This is a genomic window from Nonomuraea sp. NPDC050451 (assembly GCF_044458585.1).
This window is the reverse complement of record NZ_JBITHZ010000004.1, coordinates 224,469-240,895: the sequence shown is the minus strand read 5'-3', so window position 1 is coordinate 240,895 and position 16,427 is coordinate 224,469. Positions and strand designations below refer to the sequence as shown.

General features: G+C 71.2%; 13 protein-coding genes and 1 pseudogene. 4 read left to right on the top strand and 10 right to left on the bottom strand.

The annotated features are described in order from the left end of the window. Nucleotides 1-51: 51 nt before the first annotated feature. A complete protein-coding gene (locus tag ACIBI9_RS16145) occupies nt 52-501 on the top strand; it encodes an RrF2 family transcriptional regulator (RefSeq protein ID WP_397222841.1) in 450 nt (149 codons plus the stop codon). On the opposite strand, the gene ACIBI9_RS16140 is transcribed toward ACIBI9_RS16145, so the two are convergent. Both ACIBI9_RS16140 and ACIBI9_RS16135 read right to left on the bottom strand, forming a co-directional pair. After that, entirely contained in the window at nt 502-2,316 is a 1,815-nt protein-coding gene (locus ACIBI9_RS16140; RefSeq protein ID WP_397222840.1) for a serine/threonine protein kinase, read from the bottom strand. Between the two features lie 230 nt (nt 2,317-2,546). After that, nucleotides 2,547-3,284: pseudogene (locus ACIBI9_RS16135) on the bottom strand (protein kinase); the annotation flags it as partial. 551 nt (nt 3,285-3,835) lie between these two features. On the opposite strand from ACIBI9_RS16135, the gene ACIBI9_RS16130 reads away from it, so the two are divergent. Next, nucleotides 3,836-4,615: a DNA-formamidopyrimidine glycosylase family protein gene (locus ACIBI9_RS16130; RefSeq protein WP_397222839.1), complete on the top strand. Its 780-nt coding sequence runs from the start codon at nt 3,836-3,838 to the stop codon at nt 4,613-4,615. Here ACIBI9_RS16130 and ACIBI9_RS16125 read toward each other — a convergent pair. The 6 genes from ACIBI9_RS16125 to ACIBI9_RS16100 form a co-directional block, all read right to left on the bottom strand. After that, entirely contained in the window at nt 4,612-4,968 is a 357-nt protein-coding gene (locus ACIBI9_RS16125; RefSeq protein WP_185071833.1) for a helix-turn-helix domain-containing protein, read from the bottom strand. The genes ACIBI9_RS16130 and ACIBI9_RS16125 overlap by 4 nt on opposite strands. A 274-nt stretch (nt 4,969-5,242) precedes the next feature. Beyond that, nucleotides 5,243-5,734, bottom strand: a complete 492-nt coding sequence (locus ACIBI9_RS16120; protein WP_397222838.1) for a CinA family protein — start codon at nt 5,732-5,734, stop codon at nt 5,243-5,245. A 3-nt stretch (nt 5,735-5,737) separates the two neighbouring features. After that, nucleotides 5,738-6,310 (bottom strand): CDP-diacylglycerol--glycerol-3-phosphate 3-phosphatidyltransferase, encoded by a 573-nt coding sequence (gene pgsA, locus ACIBI9_RS16115; RefSeq protein ID WP_397222836.1) that lies wholly within the window; start codon nt 6,308-6,310, stop codon nt 5,738-5,740. After that, nucleotides 6,307-7,716 carry a 30S ribosomal protein S12 methylthiotransferase RimO gene (rimO, locus tag ACIBI9_RS16110; RefSeq protein ID WP_397222835.1) on the bottom strand — a complete coding sequence of 470 codons (1,410 nt, stop codon included), beginning with the start codon at nt 7,714-7,716 and terminating at the stop codon, nt 6,307-6,309. Before rimO ends, pgsA begins: the two co-directional genes overlap by 4 nt. Before the next feature lie 60 nt (nt 7,717-7,776). Beyond that, nucleotides 7,777-8,544: a helix-turn-helix domain-containing protein gene (locus ACIBI9_RS16105; protein ID WP_397222834.1), complete on the bottom strand. Its 768-nt coding sequence runs from the start codon at nt 8,542-8,544 to the stop codon at nt 7,777-7,779. Between the two features lie 76 nt (nt 8,545-8,620). Next, nucleotides 8,621-11,122 (bottom strand): DNA translocase FtsK, encoded by a 2,502-nt coding sequence (locus ACIBI9_RS16100; protein ID WP_397222833.1) that lies wholly within the window; start codon nt 11,120-11,122, stop codon nt 8,621-8,623. A 146-nt stretch (nt 11,123-11,268) separates the two neighbouring features. On the opposite strand from ACIBI9_RS16100, the gene ACIBI9_RS16095 reads away from it, so the two are divergent. Both ACIBI9_RS16095 and ACIBI9_RS16090 read left to right on the top strand, forming a co-directional pair. Next, entirely contained in the window at nt 11,269-11,937 is a 669-nt protein-coding gene (locus ACIBI9_RS16095) for a tyrosine-protein phosphatase (protein ID WP_397222832.1), read from the top strand. 108 nt (nt 11,938-12,045) lie between these two features. Then, complete coding sequence (locus ACIBI9_RS16090) at nt 12,046-14,478, top strand: SpoIIE family protein phosphatase (protein ID WP_397222831.1); 2,433 nt, start codon at nt 12,046-12,048, stop codon at nt 14,476-14,478. Here the strand turns inward: ACIBI9_RS16090 and ACIBI9_RS16085 are convergent. Both ACIBI9_RS16085 and ACIBI9_RS16080 read right to left on the bottom strand, forming a co-directional pair. Then, nucleotides 14,468-15,406, bottom strand: a complete 939-nt coding sequence (locus ACIBI9_RS16085) for an aldose epimerase family protein (RefSeq protein WP_397222830.1) — start codon at nt 15,404-15,406, stop codon at nt 14,468-14,470. The two genes, ACIBI9_RS16090 and ACIBI9_RS16085, sit on opposite strands and share 11 nt — an antisense overlap. Further along, on the bottom strand, nt 15,403-16,365 hold the full coding sequence (locus tag ACIBI9_RS16080) for a LacI family DNA-binding transcriptional regulator (RefSeq protein WP_397222829.1): 963 nt from the start codon (nt 16,363-16,365) through the stop codon (nt 15,403-15,405). Before ACIBI9_RS16080 ends, ACIBI9_RS16085 begins: the two co-directional genes overlap by 4 nt. Between the last annotated feature and the right edge of the window lie 62 nt (nt 16,366-16,427).

Sequence of the window (16,427 nt, the reverse complement as noted above, 5' to 3'; positions counted from 1 at the left end):
TCTGACGAGCTTGCGCCTAACCAGTGTTGACCAGGGGGGATAATCGAGAACATGCGCCTTTCCGCTCGTGTCGACTACGCCCTCCGTGCCGCCGCCGAACTCGCCGCAGCCGGTGCAGGTCCGACTACTGTGGGCGAACTCGCCAAGGAACAGGACATGCCGCCCAAATACCTGGAGAACATCCTGTTGCAGATGCGGCGTGCCGGGCTCGTGCGTGGACAGCGTGGGCCTGAGGGTGGCTACGTGCTGGCCAGGCCCGCCGCCGACATCTCGCTGGCCGATGTGATCCGGGCCGTGGACGGCCCGCTGGCCAACGTACGCGGTGAGCGGCCCGAGCACGTCGGCTACCGGGGCCCCGCCGAGTCGTTGCAGCAGGTGTGGATCGCGTTGCGTGCCACCGAGCGTTCCATCCTGGAGGAGGTGACGCTCGAGCAGGTCGCCTCCGGGTCGCTGCCCGAGCGGGTCCGCCAGCTCGCCGCCGACCCGGCCGCCTGGGACTGATCACTTCCGGGTGAACCAGAGCGCCACCCGGGTGATCTCGGCCTTGGGCCCGGTGGCCAGCTTGCGCACGGTGCGGCCGGTGGCGTCCGCGAGGACCACGTCGGTGTTCTTCCCGTCGGGCATGCCGGCCAGGAAGTGGGCGTCGTCGAGCCACCCGTGGTAGGCGCCGCCCTTCGGCAGCCGGGCCACGCCCTTTTTGGCGCCGTTCTCCGCATCCCAGAAACAGACATTTACCGAAATATCTGGGCATTTCGTGGAAAAGATTAACCCGAGCGTGGTGCGGGCTACGCCGCCTTCGTAAAGCTCCCCCACTCCCGTGAACGTCCGCACCGGCCTGCCTTCGAGATCCACCACCCGCACGGCCCCGCCGGGCATCCCGTACAGCACGCTCTTGCCGTCGGCGCCCCACCCGAACCTGACGTCGTTCCCGCCGGCGACCTTGGTGAGCTTGACGGTGCCCGCGGCCGGATCCACGACCGCGAAGCCCACGACGCGGTCCTGTTCCTGATCCTCGATGACGGTGGCCAGCCACCGGCGCCCGTCGGCCGACCAGTTCGGGCGGAACAGCGTGGCGGGCTTGTCAACGGTGCGGAGCTGCCGGTCCTGGCCGGTGACGCGGTCGCGGATCCGGAGGGTCTCGAACTCCGGCGCGCGGAAGCGGGTGGCCGAGAGCGAGGCCACGTAGCCGCCGCCGGGCGAGACGATCGGCTCCTCCCAGCCCCCGAAGTAGCCGAAGGTCCCGGTGGCCGGGTCCCGCACGTATGACGGGTAGCCGGTGCCATTGCGCTGATCGTGGTACGACGAGACCCAGATCGGGTCGGCCGGGTTCTCGTACAGCGTGATCCTGGTGTCGGGGATCTTCAACTTCGCCGTCGAGGTGAGCCCCATCCGTCCCTCGCGCGGGGCGGGCAGGGGCGCGGCGATCAGGCTGGGGGTGCGCGCGCCGGGCGGCGGGGCGGGCCGGGTGAGCAGCACGGCCGCCGTGATGGCCACGGCGGCCGTCACGGCCCCGGCGACGAGCCACCGCCGGCGGCCTGGCAATCGGCCGGCGGGCGGGGCCGCGGACTGCTGCCCTTCGGCCAGGAGCTGCCGCTCCGGCACGTGGTGGCCGAGCAGGCCGAGCAGTGCCCGGGCCGCGGTGGGGCGGGCCCGCGGATCCTTGGCCAGGCACCGCGCCACCAGGTCCCGCAGCTCCTCGTCGAGATCGCCCAGGTCGGGCTCGGCGGACAGGATCCGGTTGATCAGCGCGGGCACGTCGCCCGTCCCGAACGGCGGGGTGCCCGTCGCGGCGGCCACCATGGTCGAGGCCCAGGCGAACATGTCGGCCGCCGGCTCCGCCGGCCGTCCGCCGAACTGCTCGGGAGCCATGTACGGAGGCGTCCCCACCAGGTGCTCCCCCGCCAGCTCCGACTCCTCCAGCGCCCTGGAGATGCCGAAGTCGATCACCCGTGGCCCGTCCCTGCTGAGCAGCACGTTGCCGGGCTTGAAGTCCCTGTGCACCACGCCCGCCTGGTGGATGGCCGACAGCGCGGTCAGCGTACCGATGGCGAGCCTGCGCAGCTCCGCTCCGCGCAACGCGCCGCGTTCCCGGATCATCTCCGCCAGCGAGGGCCCGTCGACGAACTCGCTCACCACGTACGGGCTGCCGTTCAGCTCGCCGCTGGCCAGCACCTGCGCCGTGCAGAACGCCTTGACCCGGCGCGCGTACCCGATCTCCTGCTGGAAGCGCGTCCGCGCGTCGGGGTCGTCCAGCCCGGCCCCCAGCATCTTGACCGCGACCCGCCTTCCGCCGGGCGCCTCGCCGAGGTAGACCACCCCCTGGCCGCCCTCGCCGAGCCGGCCGCCGGCCTGACCGGCGCCGGGTCGTCGACCAGCAGGTAGACCCCGGCTCCGGAGACCAGCGCCCCGGCCGTGAACGCCGCGGCCAGCGCGGCCGGTCCACTGCCCCTGCGCCCCGGCGGGCTCGTCTCCTGCGCTGCCACCGCTGCCGGCTCCACGTGCCCGGTCAGGAACAACGTCTGGCCCACCAGTCGTAACAGCACCTCGCTGGCGCTGGGCCGCGCGGCCGGGTCCTTGTCCAGGCACGCCACGATCAGGCCGTGCAGCTCGCCCAGATTGCCGGGCAGCGTGGGCGCGTCGTGGACGATCCGATCGACCGTCGCGGCCATGGAGCCGCTGTCGAACGGAGCCGACCCGGTCGCGGCGAACACCATGGTGGCCGCCCAGGAGAACACGTCCGCGGGCGGCTCGGCCCCCGCGCCCCGCAGCCGCTCGGGCGCGGTGTACGCGGGGACGGCGACCTTGCGGGTGGAGATGGCCGCCTCCGCCATCGCCTGCTCGAGACCGGCGTTGATCACCCGCGGCCCGTCCGGGCCGAGCAGCACGTTGCCGGGCCGGATGTCGCCGTGGACGAGCCCTGCCTGATGGATCGCGACCAGCGCCGCGATGGTCCCGACCGCGAGCCGGTGGAGCCCGACCTCTCCCAGGCTTCCGCCGCCCTCTTCGAGCGCCGGCCCTTCGACGTACTCGCTGACGACGTACGCCTGCTCGCCCAGCATGCCAGTGGCCAGGATCTGCGCGGTGGTGACCGCGGAGACGGCCTGCAGTCGCTCCATGGCGAGGAGGAAGGGCTCAGGCTCCATCTCGGCCGGCAGCAGCCTGACGGCCACGGGTTCCCCGGAGCGGGAGCGCCCGGCGTACACGCTGGAGCCAAGGCGGCCCGTCAGCCGATATCCGCCGATCTCGGCGGGGTCGCCCCCGCGTAAACCTGTGATCTCCGGCATGCCGCGATCAGCCTTCCGCCAGGCCTACTCCTCGCCCGTCATTATGATCCCCCGTCTGCCCCGACGCAGCCATTCCCGATCATCAACCGCCCACCTTCACCCTGCGCCGCCGCACGACCCTCTGCGGTAGCCGGCGCTGCTGTCGAGCGACTGCGGCCCTGCCCGTGCGCGGGCGGCGGGATCCACCACGACACGGCCGTCCACACCAGCAGGAGCACGGGCACGGCGACCATCAGGCCCACCACCGCCGAGCCCCAGCAGCCCGCCGAGTCGTCGCCTGCCGGCCGAACGCGCCGCCCACCCACGTGCCGGCGGGCACGCTCCCCACGCTGCGAGCAGCACCAGAGGCCGGGCCAGCGGCCCCCAGACCGGCATGGCGACCGCCGGGGGCGACTCGGGCAGCGTCGCCCTGTCGCGACCAGCCCGCCGAGCTGCCCGGCCCGCTGGCCCGGCGAGCGCGAGCGTGTGGAGGCGGCACGGGACCAGGCGTGGGCGCTCGTCCACGGATGGGTGGCCGCCCACGGGGCGGCGCGCGTTCCTAGACTGGAGGGATGCCCGAAGGAGACGCCGTTTACCGCACGGCCGCGAAGCTGCGCGGCGCGCTGGACGGCCAGGTGCTCACCAGGTCGGACTTCCGCGTCCCCAGGCACGCCACGGCCGACCTGACCGGCCGTGCGGTCATCACCACGATCTCCAGGGGCAAGCACCTGCTCACCCGCGTCGAAGGCGACCTGACCGTGCACACCCATCTGCGCATGGACGGGAGCTGGCAGGTCATGGCGGCGGGCCGCCGGACCGCGCCGGGCGACCAGGTCAGGCTGATCCTGGCCAACGAGCGGTGGCAGGCGGTGGGGGTCAGGCTGGGAATGGTGGATCTCGTCAGGACAGGCGAGGAGGGGCGGCTGGTCGGCCATCTGGGGCCGGATCTGCTCGGCCCGGACTGGGACCCGGATGAGGCCGTGCGAAGGCTGCGAGGGTCGCCCGACAGGACCATCGGGGAGGCGCTGCTCGATCAGCGCAACCTGGCGGGGATCGGCACGATCTATCGCGCCGAGACCCTGTTCCTGCGCGGTATCTGGCCGTGGAAGAAGGTCGGGGAGATCGAGGATCTCAACGGGCTCGTGTCACTGGCCCAGCGCTTGCTGGACGCGAACAAGGGACATGCGGGCACGGTGACCACAGGTGATCGCCGCCCGGCGAACCAGACGTGGGTCTACGGCAGGGCGGGGAAGCCCTGTCGCCGATGCGGCACCCGCATCAGCCGTGGGGAGATGGGGGCGCAGCCACAGGAACGGCTGATCCTGTGGTGTGCTGGCTGCCAGCCGGGCTAGGCAGCCACCATGTCCTTGACTTCGGGGAACACGGAGTCGGAAATCGAACCGGGAACCGTCTCCGTAAGGGGCAGCCGTTCGCGATCGGGCACGTCGGCCAGCACAGGGGCAGCCTGGAGCTCCGCCAGCGCGAACTGGTCGGAAACCTCACGCAGCACCTGCGAAAGGGGCACTTCGAGTGCGCCGCAAATGGACGCCAGCAGCTCCGACGAGGCCTCCTTCTGACCGCGCTCGACCTCGGACAAGTAGCCGAGCGAGACACGTGCCTGGGTGGACACCTCGCGTAGCGTGCGTCCCTGCCGCACCCTCAACCGCCTCAGCACGTCGCCGAGCAGCTGACGCAGCAGAATCATCTGTCGCTCCCTCCCCGGCGCGGATGACTTCACCACACCCCGCGCGATCGGATCGTGCCGCACTTTGGTCTTCTTAGCTTCGTACATACTCCTCGCCGTCATCATGGGGCGTGGCCGCCCCTGGACCGCCGCTCGCGACTCTTCAGGCCCGCCGGCCGGGCGCTCGGTGCTTGCAGTTGGCTCACGGACCTCACTCACAGCTCCACCGTACCCGTATCCACCGACACCGCGTCAGACCGTGCTTCGCATGTTCGCTCGGGACGTAACACGGTAATCACCCGGAATGTTCCCCTATGTTCGCCTTCAGCACACCTGACAGTAGATCGACTGCCTCGTCCACCGTCTCTACCCTGATACGTTCGCGCGACCCGCCAAGTCTCAATTCACGCCCCCAAATCCTGCCCCCAGGCCCGCAGACGGCCGCGTACACGGTGCCGACGGGCTTGCCGTCCTGCGGCTCCGGCCCGGCCACACCCGTCACGGCCAGCCCGTACGTGGCCCCGCACAGCCGCGCGACCCCGGTCGCCATGGCCGCGGCCACCTCAGGATGTACGGCCCCCTCGCGCCGCAGCAACTCCCCCGGCACCCCTAGCAGCTCCTGCTTGAGGTCGGTGGCGTACGAGATCACCCCGCCCCGGAACGCCTTCGACGACCCCGAGACCGACGTGATGGCGGCCCCGATGAGCCCGCCGGTCAGCGACTCGGCCACCGCCACCGTGGCGGACCGGCCCACCAGCATCGTCAGAACCTCGGCCACCTCGGCCATCGATCACTCCCCGCGCGCCTGCTTCGCGACCTTGCGTAGCCGTACTGCCCTGATGACGTAGTCGACCCCGGTGGCCACGGTGACCACCAGAGCCGCCCCCATGACCACCCACCGGACGGGCCCTGGCACCCACGGCAGGAGGTAGAGCACGATCGCCGCGATCTGCAGCACGGTCTTGACCTTGCCGCCGTAGCTGGCCGGGATGACCGCGCGCCGCAGCAGCAGGAACCTGAGGAGCGTGATGCCGATCTCCCTGGCGAGGATCGGGATCGTGACCCACCAGGGCAGCTCGTTGAGTATGGACAGGCTCACCAGCGCCGCGCCGGTGAGCGCCTTGTCGGCGATCGGGTCGGCGATCTTGCCGAAGTCGGTGATGAGGCCGTACCGCCTGGCCAGCTCACCGTCCAGATGGTCGGTGATCGAGGCCACCGCGAAGACCGCCAGCGCGGCCACCCGCCAGCCCGTGCCCGGCAGGAACAGGCAGACGACGAAGAAGGGGACGAGCACCAACCTGAGGACCGTGAGGACGTTGGCGATGTTCCACGGGCTTACGACGCGGCGCTCGTCCCTTTTCATGGACTTGCCTTGATACGCGCGATCAGGTCGACCCCCTCGGAGTCGACCACGACCGCGCGCACGATCTGCCCCCTGACGAGGCCGATGCCCTGCACCGTGACGGAGCCGTCGACCTCGGGACCCTGGTGGGCGGCCCGGCCCTCGTAGCCACCGTCGCCCAGGTCGTCGTCGATCAGCACGTCGACCTCGGTGCCTATGCGCTCCTCCGCGCGCTGGGCGGTCAGCTCCTCGGCCAGCTCGGTGAGCACGCGCACGCGCTCGTCGATGACCTCCTGGTCGAGCTTGCCAGGCAGCCCGGCGGCCTCCGTGCCGTCCTCGTCGGAGTAGCCGAACACGCCGATCACGTCGAGCCTGGCCGCCTCCAGGAAGCTCACCAGCTCGCCGAACTCCTCCTCGGTCTCGCCGGGGAAGCCCACGATGAAGTTGGAGCGCACGCCCGCCTCGGGGGCGCGCTCGCGGATGGCCTCGAGCAGCCCCAGGAAGCGCTCCGGGTCGCCGAAGCGGCGCATCCTGCGCAGCACGGAGCCGCTCGCGTGCTGGAAGGAAAGGTCGAAGTAGGGGGCCACGCCCTCGGTGCCCGTGAGCACGTCGATGAGCCCCGGGCGCAGCTCGGCGGGCTGCAGGTAGCTGACCCGCACCCGGGAGACGCCCTCGACGGCCGCCAGCTCGGGCAGCAGCTTCTCCAGCGCCCGCAGGTCGCCGAGATCCTTGCCGTAGGAGGTGGAATTCTCGCTGACCAGGACGAGCTCGCGCACGCCACGGTGGGCCAGCCAGTCGGCCTCGGCCAGCAGCTCGTCGGGCCGGCGCGAGACGTAGGAGCCACGGAAGGCCGGGATGGCGCAGAACGTGCAGCGCCGGTCGCAGCCGGAGGCCAGCTTGAGCGAGGCCACCGGGCTCTCGTCGAGGCGCTTGCGCAGCACGCGCGGGCCGCTCGCGGGCGCCAGGCCCTCGGGCAGGTCGCCGTGACCGGGGATGTTGGCCTTGGGCGCGCTGGCACGGTCCACCGGCGAGATGGGTAGCAGGGTGCGGCGGTCACGTGGTGTGTGGGGCTTCAGCGGCCGCCCGGCGAGCACGTCGTCGAGGCGGCCGCCGATGTCCGTGTAGTCGTCGAAGGAGATGACCGCGCTGGCCTCGGGCAGCGCCTCGGCCAGCTCGTTGCCGTAGCGCTCGGCCATGCAGCCCGCTGCGACCACCTTCGCGCCGGTGTCGGCGGCGGCCAGCAGCGTGTCGATGGAGTCCTTCTTGGCCGAGTCGATGAAGCCACACGTGTTGACGACGACGACATCGGGGTCGTCGTCGCCCAGCTGCCAACCGGCAGCCTCAAGTCGCGCGGCCAGCTCCTCGGAGTCGACCTCGTTGCGCGCGCAGCCCAGAGTGATCAGCGATGCGGTTCGGCGGGATGACATGGTGAACACTACGGTATCGGGAGTTGGCCACCACCCGATGCACGGGCTCCCGCCAGATGGCTATCGCGCGGTCGTTTTGGGCGGCCCGAACGAGCGCCGCAGCATCTCCCCCCTGCCTGCGTCCAGCTTCACCTTCTTGCCGTTCACCTGCAGCGTAACGGCCGACGCATCCGCCAGCAGCACGCTGACCTTGTCTTCCGCACTCCACGTGTCGGACTTTCCGGCCTTCAGCGTCCCCGCGAACAGCTTGCGCCCCATCGCGTCGTGAGCCTGGACGTACGACGACCGCTTCGCCTTGATCTCGACGGTCACCGTGCGTTTGACCGCCTTGGCCGCCGCCGGCTGCTCGACGGGCATGTTCGGCGGGACCTTGGGCCGGGCCGAGGCCACCTGCACGTCGGCCGTGCGCACCTGGTCGCTCGCGCCGCCCAGCACGCGCATCATGCCGAAGACGACCACGATCGCCAGCGCCACCCCGAGCGCCATCGTCCAGTTGGGCCCGCGCCGCTCCGGCAGGTTGATCTTCTTGTCGGCCTGGAACACGGCCGAGGCCGCGACCGGCCTGGGCGCCCCGCCGTGCTGCTGGTCGTAGAGATGGACGGTGGCCTCCGGGTCGAGCCCGACCGCCTTGGCCACGGCCTTGACGTGCCCTCTGCTGTAGAAGTCGCCACCGCACTGGCTGCCGTCATCCTGCTCCAGGCCATGGATGATCGCCTCGCGGATCCTGGTGGCCGCGCTGACCTGCTCGACGGTCAGCCCGGCCGCTTGCCTGGCCGCCGCCAGCATGGCCCCGATGCTCTGCTCCTGCACAACGAACGCCTCCCCCACGGCACCTGCACCTGCCTACCACAATGGGTAGTGATTTATATTCAATCAGTTACTACCCGGCAGGCGCGCATTGGGGTCATTCGCCACGCAGGTCGGCGAGCAAACCCGGTAGATCGTCCGGTTTGACCAGCACCTCGCGGGCCTTGGAGCCCTCGCTCGGACCGACCACGTTCCGGCTCTCCAGCAGGTCCATCAGCCGTCCCGCCTTGGCGAACCCGACCCGCAGCTTGCGCTGCAGCATCGAGGTCGAGCCGAACTGGGTGGTCACGATCAGCTCGGCGGCCTGGATCAGCAGGTCGAGGTCGTCGCCGATGTCCTCGTCGATCTCCCGTTTGACCGGCGCGGCGGCCACGTCATCGCGGTATTCGACCTGCATCTGCGTCTTGCAGTGCGAGACGATCTCGGCGATCTCCTTCTCGGAGACGAACGCGTTCTGGATGCGGATGGGCTTGCTCGCGCCCATCGGCAGGAACAGCGCGTCACCCTGGCCGACCAGCTTGTCGGCGCCCGGCTGGTCGAGGATGACCCGCGAGTCGGTGAGGCTCGACACGGCGAAGGCGAGCCTGGACGGCACGTTCGCCTTGATCAGACCGGTGACGACGTCGACGGAGGGCCGCTGGGTGGCGATCACCAGGTGGATGCCGGCCGCGCGGGCGAGCTGCGTGATGCGCACGATCGAGTCCTCGACGTCGCGCGGGGCCACCATCATGAGGTCGGCCAGCTCGTCCACGATCACCAGCAGGTACGGATACGGCTGGTAGACCCGCTCGCTCCCGGGCGGCGGCTGCAGCTTGCCGGCCCGCACGGCCTTGTTGAACTCGTCGACGTGCCTGAACCCCGACGCCGCCAGGTCGTCGTAGCGCCGGTCCATCTCGCCCACGACCCATTCGAGGGCTTCGGCGGCCTTCTTCGGGTTGGTGATGATCGGCGTGATCAGGTGGGGGATGCCCTCGTACACGCTGAGCTCGACCCGCTTCGGGTCGACCAGCACCATCCGCACCTCGTCGGGCGTGGCCCGCATCAGGATGCTGGTGATCAGCCCGTTCACACAGACCGACTTGCCGGCGCCGGTGGCGCCCGCGATGAGCAGGTGGGGCATCTTGGCGAGGTTCGCGACGATGGTGCGGCCCTCGACGTCCTTGCCCAGGCCGACGATCATCGGGTGGTGGTCGGCCTGCGCCACCTGCGCGCGCAGCACGTCGCCCAGGGCCACCAGGTCCTTGTCGGCGTTCGGGATCTCGACCCCGATCGCCGACTTACCCGGGATAGGCGACAAGATCCGGACGTCGGCGGACTTGACGGCGTACGCGATGTTCTTCGTGAGCGCCGTGACCTTCTCCACCTTGACCGCGGGCCCCAGCTCGATCTCGTAGCGGGTCACCGTCGGCCCCCGGGTGAACCCGATCACCTGCGCGTCGATGGTGAACTGCTCGAGCACGCTGGTCAGCGCGTTGACCACGGTGGTGTTGGCCTTGGTCTGCGGCTTGGGCGCCGTGCCCTGCTTGAGGAACTGCAGGTCGGGCAGGCTGTACGGCCCCGCCTGCGGCGACAGCACGAGCTGCTCGACCTTGCGCGGCGCGGGCGTCGGCTGGGGCGGCTCCGGCCGCTTCTCGGCCTCGGCGGCGGGCGGCTCCTCCTCGTCCGTCAGACCGGGCACGATCTCGGGCGAGTGCTCGGGCCGCTTGTCGGTCTTGTCGGACAGGACCGGCGTGTCGTACGGCTTGACCGAGTCGGCCCCCTCCTCGGCGGGCTTCTTGGGGGTCCTGACCCGCTTCTTGCCCGGCTGCCGCGACTCGGGCTCGGCGTGCCGTTCGAAGAGCATGTGCTTGAGCTCGGCCAGCCGCTCGGGGATCCGGTGCACGGGGGTGGCGGTGATCACCAGCACGCCGAACCCGGACAGGAGCAGCAGCAGCGGGATCGTGATCCACGGCGGCAGGATGCTCATCGGCGGCGCCGAGACGATGAAGCCGACCATGCCCCCGGCCTGCGACACCTTGTCCATGCCCTGGCCCTCGCCGGCCGGGTAGGGGGTGCCGTTGGCCACGTGGATGACGCCCAGCACGCCGACCATCAGCGCGGCCCACCCGATCACCATGCGCCCGGTGTCGGCGTTCTGGTCGGGGTGGCGAAGATAGCGCCAGGCCAGCAGCCCGAACAGCAGCGGCAGCGCCCACGCCAGCGAGCCGAACACGCCGTGCACGGTCGCGTTCACCACGCCGGAGACGGCCCCGTCGGCGTTGCGCCATGTCATCGCCGCCAGCACGATCGCTCCCGCGAGCACCGTCAGCCCCACCCCGTCGCGGCGGTGCGCGGGGTCGAGCTCGCGGGCGTTCTTGCCCAGCGCGCGAGCCGTGCTGCCGATGCCGTTGGCGAGCAGCATCCACAGACCGACGATCAGCTTGCCGATCATGGTGAAGACCCAGCTGATCGGGTCCTGGTGGGTCATCGAAGGCTTGCGTCCGGAGGCCGCCCTGGGACGCCCCGTCGACGAGGCCCCGCGCTTTGCGGGGGTCGAGCGAGACGAGGTCGACCGCTTCGCCGGCCCCTTCGATGCGCTTTTCGGCGTACGGGTGGCCATGATGCCAAAGGTACGTCGGAGACACCGTGGATCGCGCGGAGGCTCGCCGACGACCCCGCCAAACGGGCACGAAGATCCCGGGAAGGTTCACCCGATGTCCACGTGAAAGCCGCGCGGGCGCAGACAACTCCTTCCTGAATGGTCCTATGCCTCTCCTCAACCTCCGGGACGTCGCGACGGAGACCGCGCTGCGCCCCGGCGTGCTCTACCGCTCCGCGCAGCCGCACACCCTCACGGCCGACGACGCGAAGCTGGTGGCCGGGCTGCGGCTCATCGCCGACCTGCGCGGCGACAACGAGCGCGGCCCCGCCGACTGGGCGCCCGTCCTCGGCGGCGCCGTCCGGCACGCGCTGCTCGGCGCGGGCTCCTCCGACGCCGCACCCGCCCAGCTCGCGGCGCTGCCGGCCGACCTGACCCTCGGCGACCTGTACGTCGGATTCCTGCGGCACAGGACGACCTGGTTCGCCGGCGTCGTCGCCGAGATCGCCGACGGCCTGCCCGCCCTCGTCCACTGCGCCGCCGGCAAGGATCGCACCGGCATCGTCGTCGCGCTGATCCTCGACCTGCTCGGCGTGGACCACGAGGACATCGTCCGCGACTACGCGCTCACCGCGAAGGCGCTGCCCGACGTCATGCTCATGCTGGGCCTGACGCCGTCTCGGGACGCGCCAGCCGCGCTGCTGGAGGCGCCGGAGAGCGCGATGCGGACGTTCCTGGTCGCGCTGGGCGAGCTCGGCGGCGCGGAGCGGCTCCTGCTGGCCAACGGCCTCACCAAGGCGCACGCGGACCGCCTCAGGGCCGCCCTCGTCCCCTGAGCGCGTCGGTCTGCCCCGCCTTCTTCACAACAGGAGGTATCAACGGCACCATTCTGCCACTCTGAGAGTGACCGTACTGCCACATCGAGTGATGTTCTAGGACGCAGAGTGGACACGACCAGGGTGTCGAGCACGGCCTTCGACGGGACGCCACATGCCCCGGCTCACGCGCGCAAGTTCGTCCGCCAGGTGCTCGGCGAATGGCGCCTGAGCCACCTGGCGGAGGACGCCGTGCTGCTGACCAGCGAGCTCGTCACGAACGCCGTCGTGCACGCGGGCACCGGCATCGAGCTCACCTGCCGCCTGGACGTGGCGGCCAGCCCCCCGAAGCTGGAGATCGCCGTCGACGACCGCCACCCTGCCCGGACGATCCTGGCGGCCGAGCCCGCGCCCGAGCCGACGCGTACGTCGGGGCGCGGGCTCGCCCTCGCGGGCATGCTGGCGGATGCCTGGGGCGTCACCTACACGAGGACCGCCAAGCGCGTCTGGGTGCGCATGGAGATCGCGGACGGCTGCGACGTCCAGGAGACCGCGCCGGCGCCGCCCTGCGCCGCGCCCATCGAGACCCTGCACGTCGGCGTCATCGTCGCCGACCGCGACGGGGTCGTGCGGTCGTGGAACCCGGAGGCCGAGAAGCTGCTCGGCTGGCGGGCCGACCAGGCGATCGGCCGGTCCCTCGATCGGTTAGTGGCCTGGCGCGGCCACGGACCGTACGCGCTGTCGCTGGCCGACACCCTCGGCCTGGGCCGCTGGCGGGGCGAGGCGCGCATGCGGCACCAGGACGGCCGATTGGTCCCCGTCTATGTCTCCCACCTGCGCTCCAGGCGGCAGCGCTGCTCGATCTGGATGGTGGTGGCCGCCGACCACGGCTACGTGCTGACGCCGCCGCCCGCGCCGCAGCTGGGCGGGGCCGGCCGGCGCATCAAGGACCTGCTCGACCAGGACATGCCGTTCGCCGAGCTGCTCGACACGATCGCCCAGATCGTGCAGGTCTCCAGCGGGGGCGACGCCGCGTACGTGCTGCTCGCCGCGGAGGGCGGCAACAGGTTCGGCGTGGCGGCGGGCGCGGGCGCCACGGCGGGGCTGGTGGGGGTGCTGGCCACCGGCGTGTTCGGCGCGGAGCGCACGACCCCCACGATGATCGCGGACCTGCTCGCCGTGGACGTCGAGCTGGCCCAGCAGCTGCGCGCCAGGTCGCTGGCGTGCGCGCCGCTGCTGGTCGGCGGCGAGCTGGCCGGCTACATCGTGGTGACGGCCGCCCAGCCGGACCGCTTCGACCAGGAGCTCACGGTCAGCCTCCAGCACATCGCCGGCCAGGTGGCCGTGCCCGTGCAGCGCGAGCGGCTGGCCGAGCAGGACCGCGCGCACAGGGGGCGGCTGTCGTTCCTGGCCGAGGCGGGCGAGCTGCTGGCGGGCGTGCACGACGAGGAGCTGATCGCGGCGCTGACCGCGCAGCTCGTCGTACCCAAGATCGCCACCTGGGCGGCCGTCTACCTGACCGACCTCGCCGGCATGACCAGGCTCGCCCACGTCTGGCACAGCGAGGAGCGCCACAACGCCGACCTGCGCAAGTCGCTGCCCGCCATCCCGCGCACCGCCCTCAGCGAGGTGAGCTGGCCGGTCGGCCCGGAGACCGTGCTGTCGTTCCCGCTGCTCACCCAGGGCAGGTCGCACGGGGCGCTGGTGATCGGCCGCGCCGAGCCGACCCTGCCGCTGGAGCTGGCCGACCTGCTGTCGGACCTGTGCCGCCTGGTGGCGCTCAACCTGCACACCGCCATGCTGTACGCCCGGCAGGCGACCACCTCCCGGGTGCTGCAGCGCAGCCTGCTGCCCATGCGTGTGGCGCCCATGCCCGGTCTGGAGTCCGCGGTGGTCTACGAGCCGGCCGAGGAGGGCGCGCACGTCGGGGGCGACTTCTACGACCTGTTCACGGTGGCCGACCACTGGTGCTTCGCGCTGGGCGACGTCTGCGGCAGCGGGCCCGAGGCGGCCGCCGTCACCGGGCTCGCCCGCCATGCCGTACGCCTGCTGGCCAAGGAGCATTACACGGTGGCCGACATCTTCGACCGGCTCAACCACGCGCTGCTGGAGGAGGGCGAGGAGGGCAGGTTCCTCAGCCTGCTGTGCGGCGAGCTGACCCCGCTGCCGCAGGGCGGCGCGCTCTGCACGATCGCCTCCGCGGGCCACCCGCCCCCACTCCTGCTGCGGCCGGACGGCAAGGTCGAGCCCATGGCGAGCCCGCAACTGCTGCTGGGCATCGAGTCCGGCGCCAGGTTCTACGTCGAGACGTTCGAGCTGGCGCCGGAGGACCTGCTGCTGTGCGTCACCGACGGGGTGACCGAGCGGCGCAACGGCGACCGGCTGCTCGACGACGGCGACGGGCTGGCCGAGCTGCTGTCCGGCTGCACGGGGCTGAGCGCCCACGCGGTGGCCGAACGCGTGCGGCACGCGGTCGAGACGTTCGCCGAGGAGCCGTCGCAGGACGACGTGGCCCTGCTGGTGATCAAGGCCTCCGCCGCCCTGCACCCCGTCAGGAGGTGAACTTGTACGTCGTCGTCGAGGTGCGCCGCCGGCCCGGCCGGAGCACGGTGGAGGGGAACTGCGGCTGGTTGGGCGAGTCGGGGAAGTGCTGCGTCTCCAGGCACAGCCCGCCGAAGGGCCCGTACGGCGTCGCGTCCCGGTCCAGCATGTGGCCGGTGTAGAACTGCACGCCCGGCTCGGTCGTCGTGACCTCCATGGTCAGGCCGCCGGCCGTCACCGTGGCGCCGCCACCGCCGAGCACGTAGCAGTGGTCGTAGGCGCCGTCGTTGCGCTCCCCCACCGCGTGCGGCTCGGTGAAGTCGAACGCCGTGCCCTTGACCGGCGCGAGCTCCCCCGTGGGGATCTTGGCGTCGTCCACCGGCAGGTAGTGCTCGGCGTCGATCCGCACGACGTGGTCGCGCACGTCGCCCTCGCCCGAGAGGTCGAAGTAGGAGTGGTTGGTCAGGTTGACCACGGTCGGGGCCTCGGCCTCCATCTCGTAGTCGATGCGGAGCGCGTCGTCCTCGAGCGTGTACGTCACCCGGGCGGTCAGCGTGCCCGGGTAGCCCTCGTCACCGTCGGGGCTGATCAGCCTGAGCGTCACCGACTTGGCGTCGTTGGACTCGATGGACCACACCTTCTTGTCGAAGCCCACGATGCCGCCGTGCAGGTGGGCGGTGCCGTTGTTGACGGCCAGCTCGTACTCGACGCCGTCCAGGGTGAAGCGGCCGTTCGCGATGCGGTTGCCGTACCTGCCGACGACCGCGCCGAAGTAACGGCTGCGGGTCAGGTAGTCCTCCAGCGTGTCCAGGCCGAGCACCACGTTGCGGCCGGACACCTCCAGCGAGCGCACGATGGCGCCGTACGTGAGCACCTCGGCGCGCAGCCGTCCCGACGACAGCTCCACCAGTTCGACGCTCTCCCCTGACGGCAGCGTTCCGAAGTTCATGATTGGGCCCTTCCCGTGGACTCTCTGACAATGAGGGCGGTGTCGAGGGTCACTGTCGCACCCTCGCCCCCCGACTGGAGCAGCAGGTCGACGGCCATCCTCCCGGCGGCCACGGCCGGCATGGCCACCGTGGTGAGCTTGGGCCGGTTGAGCCGTCCCGGCAGGATGTCGTCGAACCCGATGACACTTATCTGGTCTGGTACCCCTATCCCCATCTCCGACAGCCCCTCGATGAGGCCAAGCGCGACGAGATCGTTGTACGCCAGCACCGCCGTGGCCCCGCACGCCGCCACGTCGGCGGCCACCGCCAGGCCGCCCGACTCCGTGGGCTGGTTGGGGCCGAAGAAGACGAGGTCGAGCCCGGGCGCCTCGGCCGCGGCGCCCTGCATCTCGTTACTGGTCCAGGAGCCGATCGGGCCCGACACGAGCGCGATCCTGCGGTGCCCCAGCGCGACCAGGTGCTCCAGCGCCAGCTTGGCGCCCTGGCCGACGTTCATCAGCACGGCGGGCATGCCCCTGATGCGCCGGTTGATGACCACGAACGGCACGTCCTCGGCCAGCCGTTCGATCATCTTGTTCGACAGGCGGGGGCTGCACAGCAGGACGCCGTCCACCTGCTTGGTGAACGTCCTGATCAGCTCCTCCTCGACGCGCGGGTCCTCGTCGGTGTCGGCCACGAACACGTGGTAGTCACGGCCCCTGGCCTGCGCCTGGGCGGCTTTGATGAGCGGCGGGAAGAACGGGTTGGCGATGTCCGCCACGATCAGGCCCATGTTGAACGTCCGGCCGGTCGTGAGGGCCCTGGCCGCGCGGTTGGGCCGGTAACCGAGGTCGTCGGCGGCGGCCAGCACGCGGCTCCTGGTGGCAGGATTGACCAGGTGGGGTGCGGAGAAGGTGCGGGACACGGTGGAGACGTGCACGCCGCAGGCGCGGGCCACGTCCTTGATCGTCGCCGCCATCGTCGTTCTCCCTTGCAAACGGTTGCCAGACTAAACCTTGACCTTCGCGCCTCCCGTCGTCA

Excerpts from the sequence above, each read along its gene's own strand:
- ACIBI9_RS16130 (WP_397222839.1), top strand. The coding sequence starts at position 3,836 with ATGCCCGAAGGAGACGCCGTTTACCGCACGGCCGCGAAGCTGCGCGGC.
- ACIBI9_RS16085 (WP_397222830.1), bottom strand. The coding sequence starts at position 15,406 with ATGAACTTCGGAACGCTGCCGTCAGGGGAGAGCGTCGAACTGGTGGAG.
- pgsA (WP_397222836.1), bottom strand. The coding sequence starts at position 6,310 with ATGAAAAGGGACGAGCGCCGCGTCGTAAGCCCGTGGAACATCGCCAAC.
- ACIBI9_RS16120 (WP_397222838.1), bottom strand. The coding sequence starts at position 5,734 with ATGGCCGAGGTGGCCGAGGTTCTGACGATGCTGGTGGGCCGGTCCGCC.
- ACIBI9_RS16095 (WP_397222832.1), top strand. The coding sequence starts at position 11,269 with ATGCCTCTCCTCAACCTCCGGGACGTCGCGACGGAGACCGCGCTGCGC.
- ACIBI9_RS16100 (WP_397222833.1), bottom strand. The coding sequence starts at position 11,122 with ATGGCCACCCGTACGCCGAAAAGCGCATCGAAGGGGCCGGCGAAGCGG.
- ACIBI9_RS16125 (WP_185071833.1), bottom strand. The coding sequence starts at position 4,968 with ATGATTCTGCTGCGTCAGCTGCTCGGCGACGTGCTGAGGCGGTTGAGG.
- ACIBI9_RS16080 (WP_397222829.1), bottom strand. The coding sequence starts at position 16,365 with ATGGCGGCGACGATCAAGGACGTGGCCCGCGCCTGCGGCGTGCACGTC.
- ACIBI9_RS16145 (WP_397222841.1), top strand. The coding sequence starts at position 52 with ATGCGCCTTTCCGCTCGTGTCGACTACGCCCTCCGTGCCGCCGCCGAA.
- rimO (WP_397222835.1), bottom strand. The coding sequence starts at position 7,716 with ATGTCATCCCGCCGAACCGCATCGCTGATCACTCTGGGCTGCGCGCGC.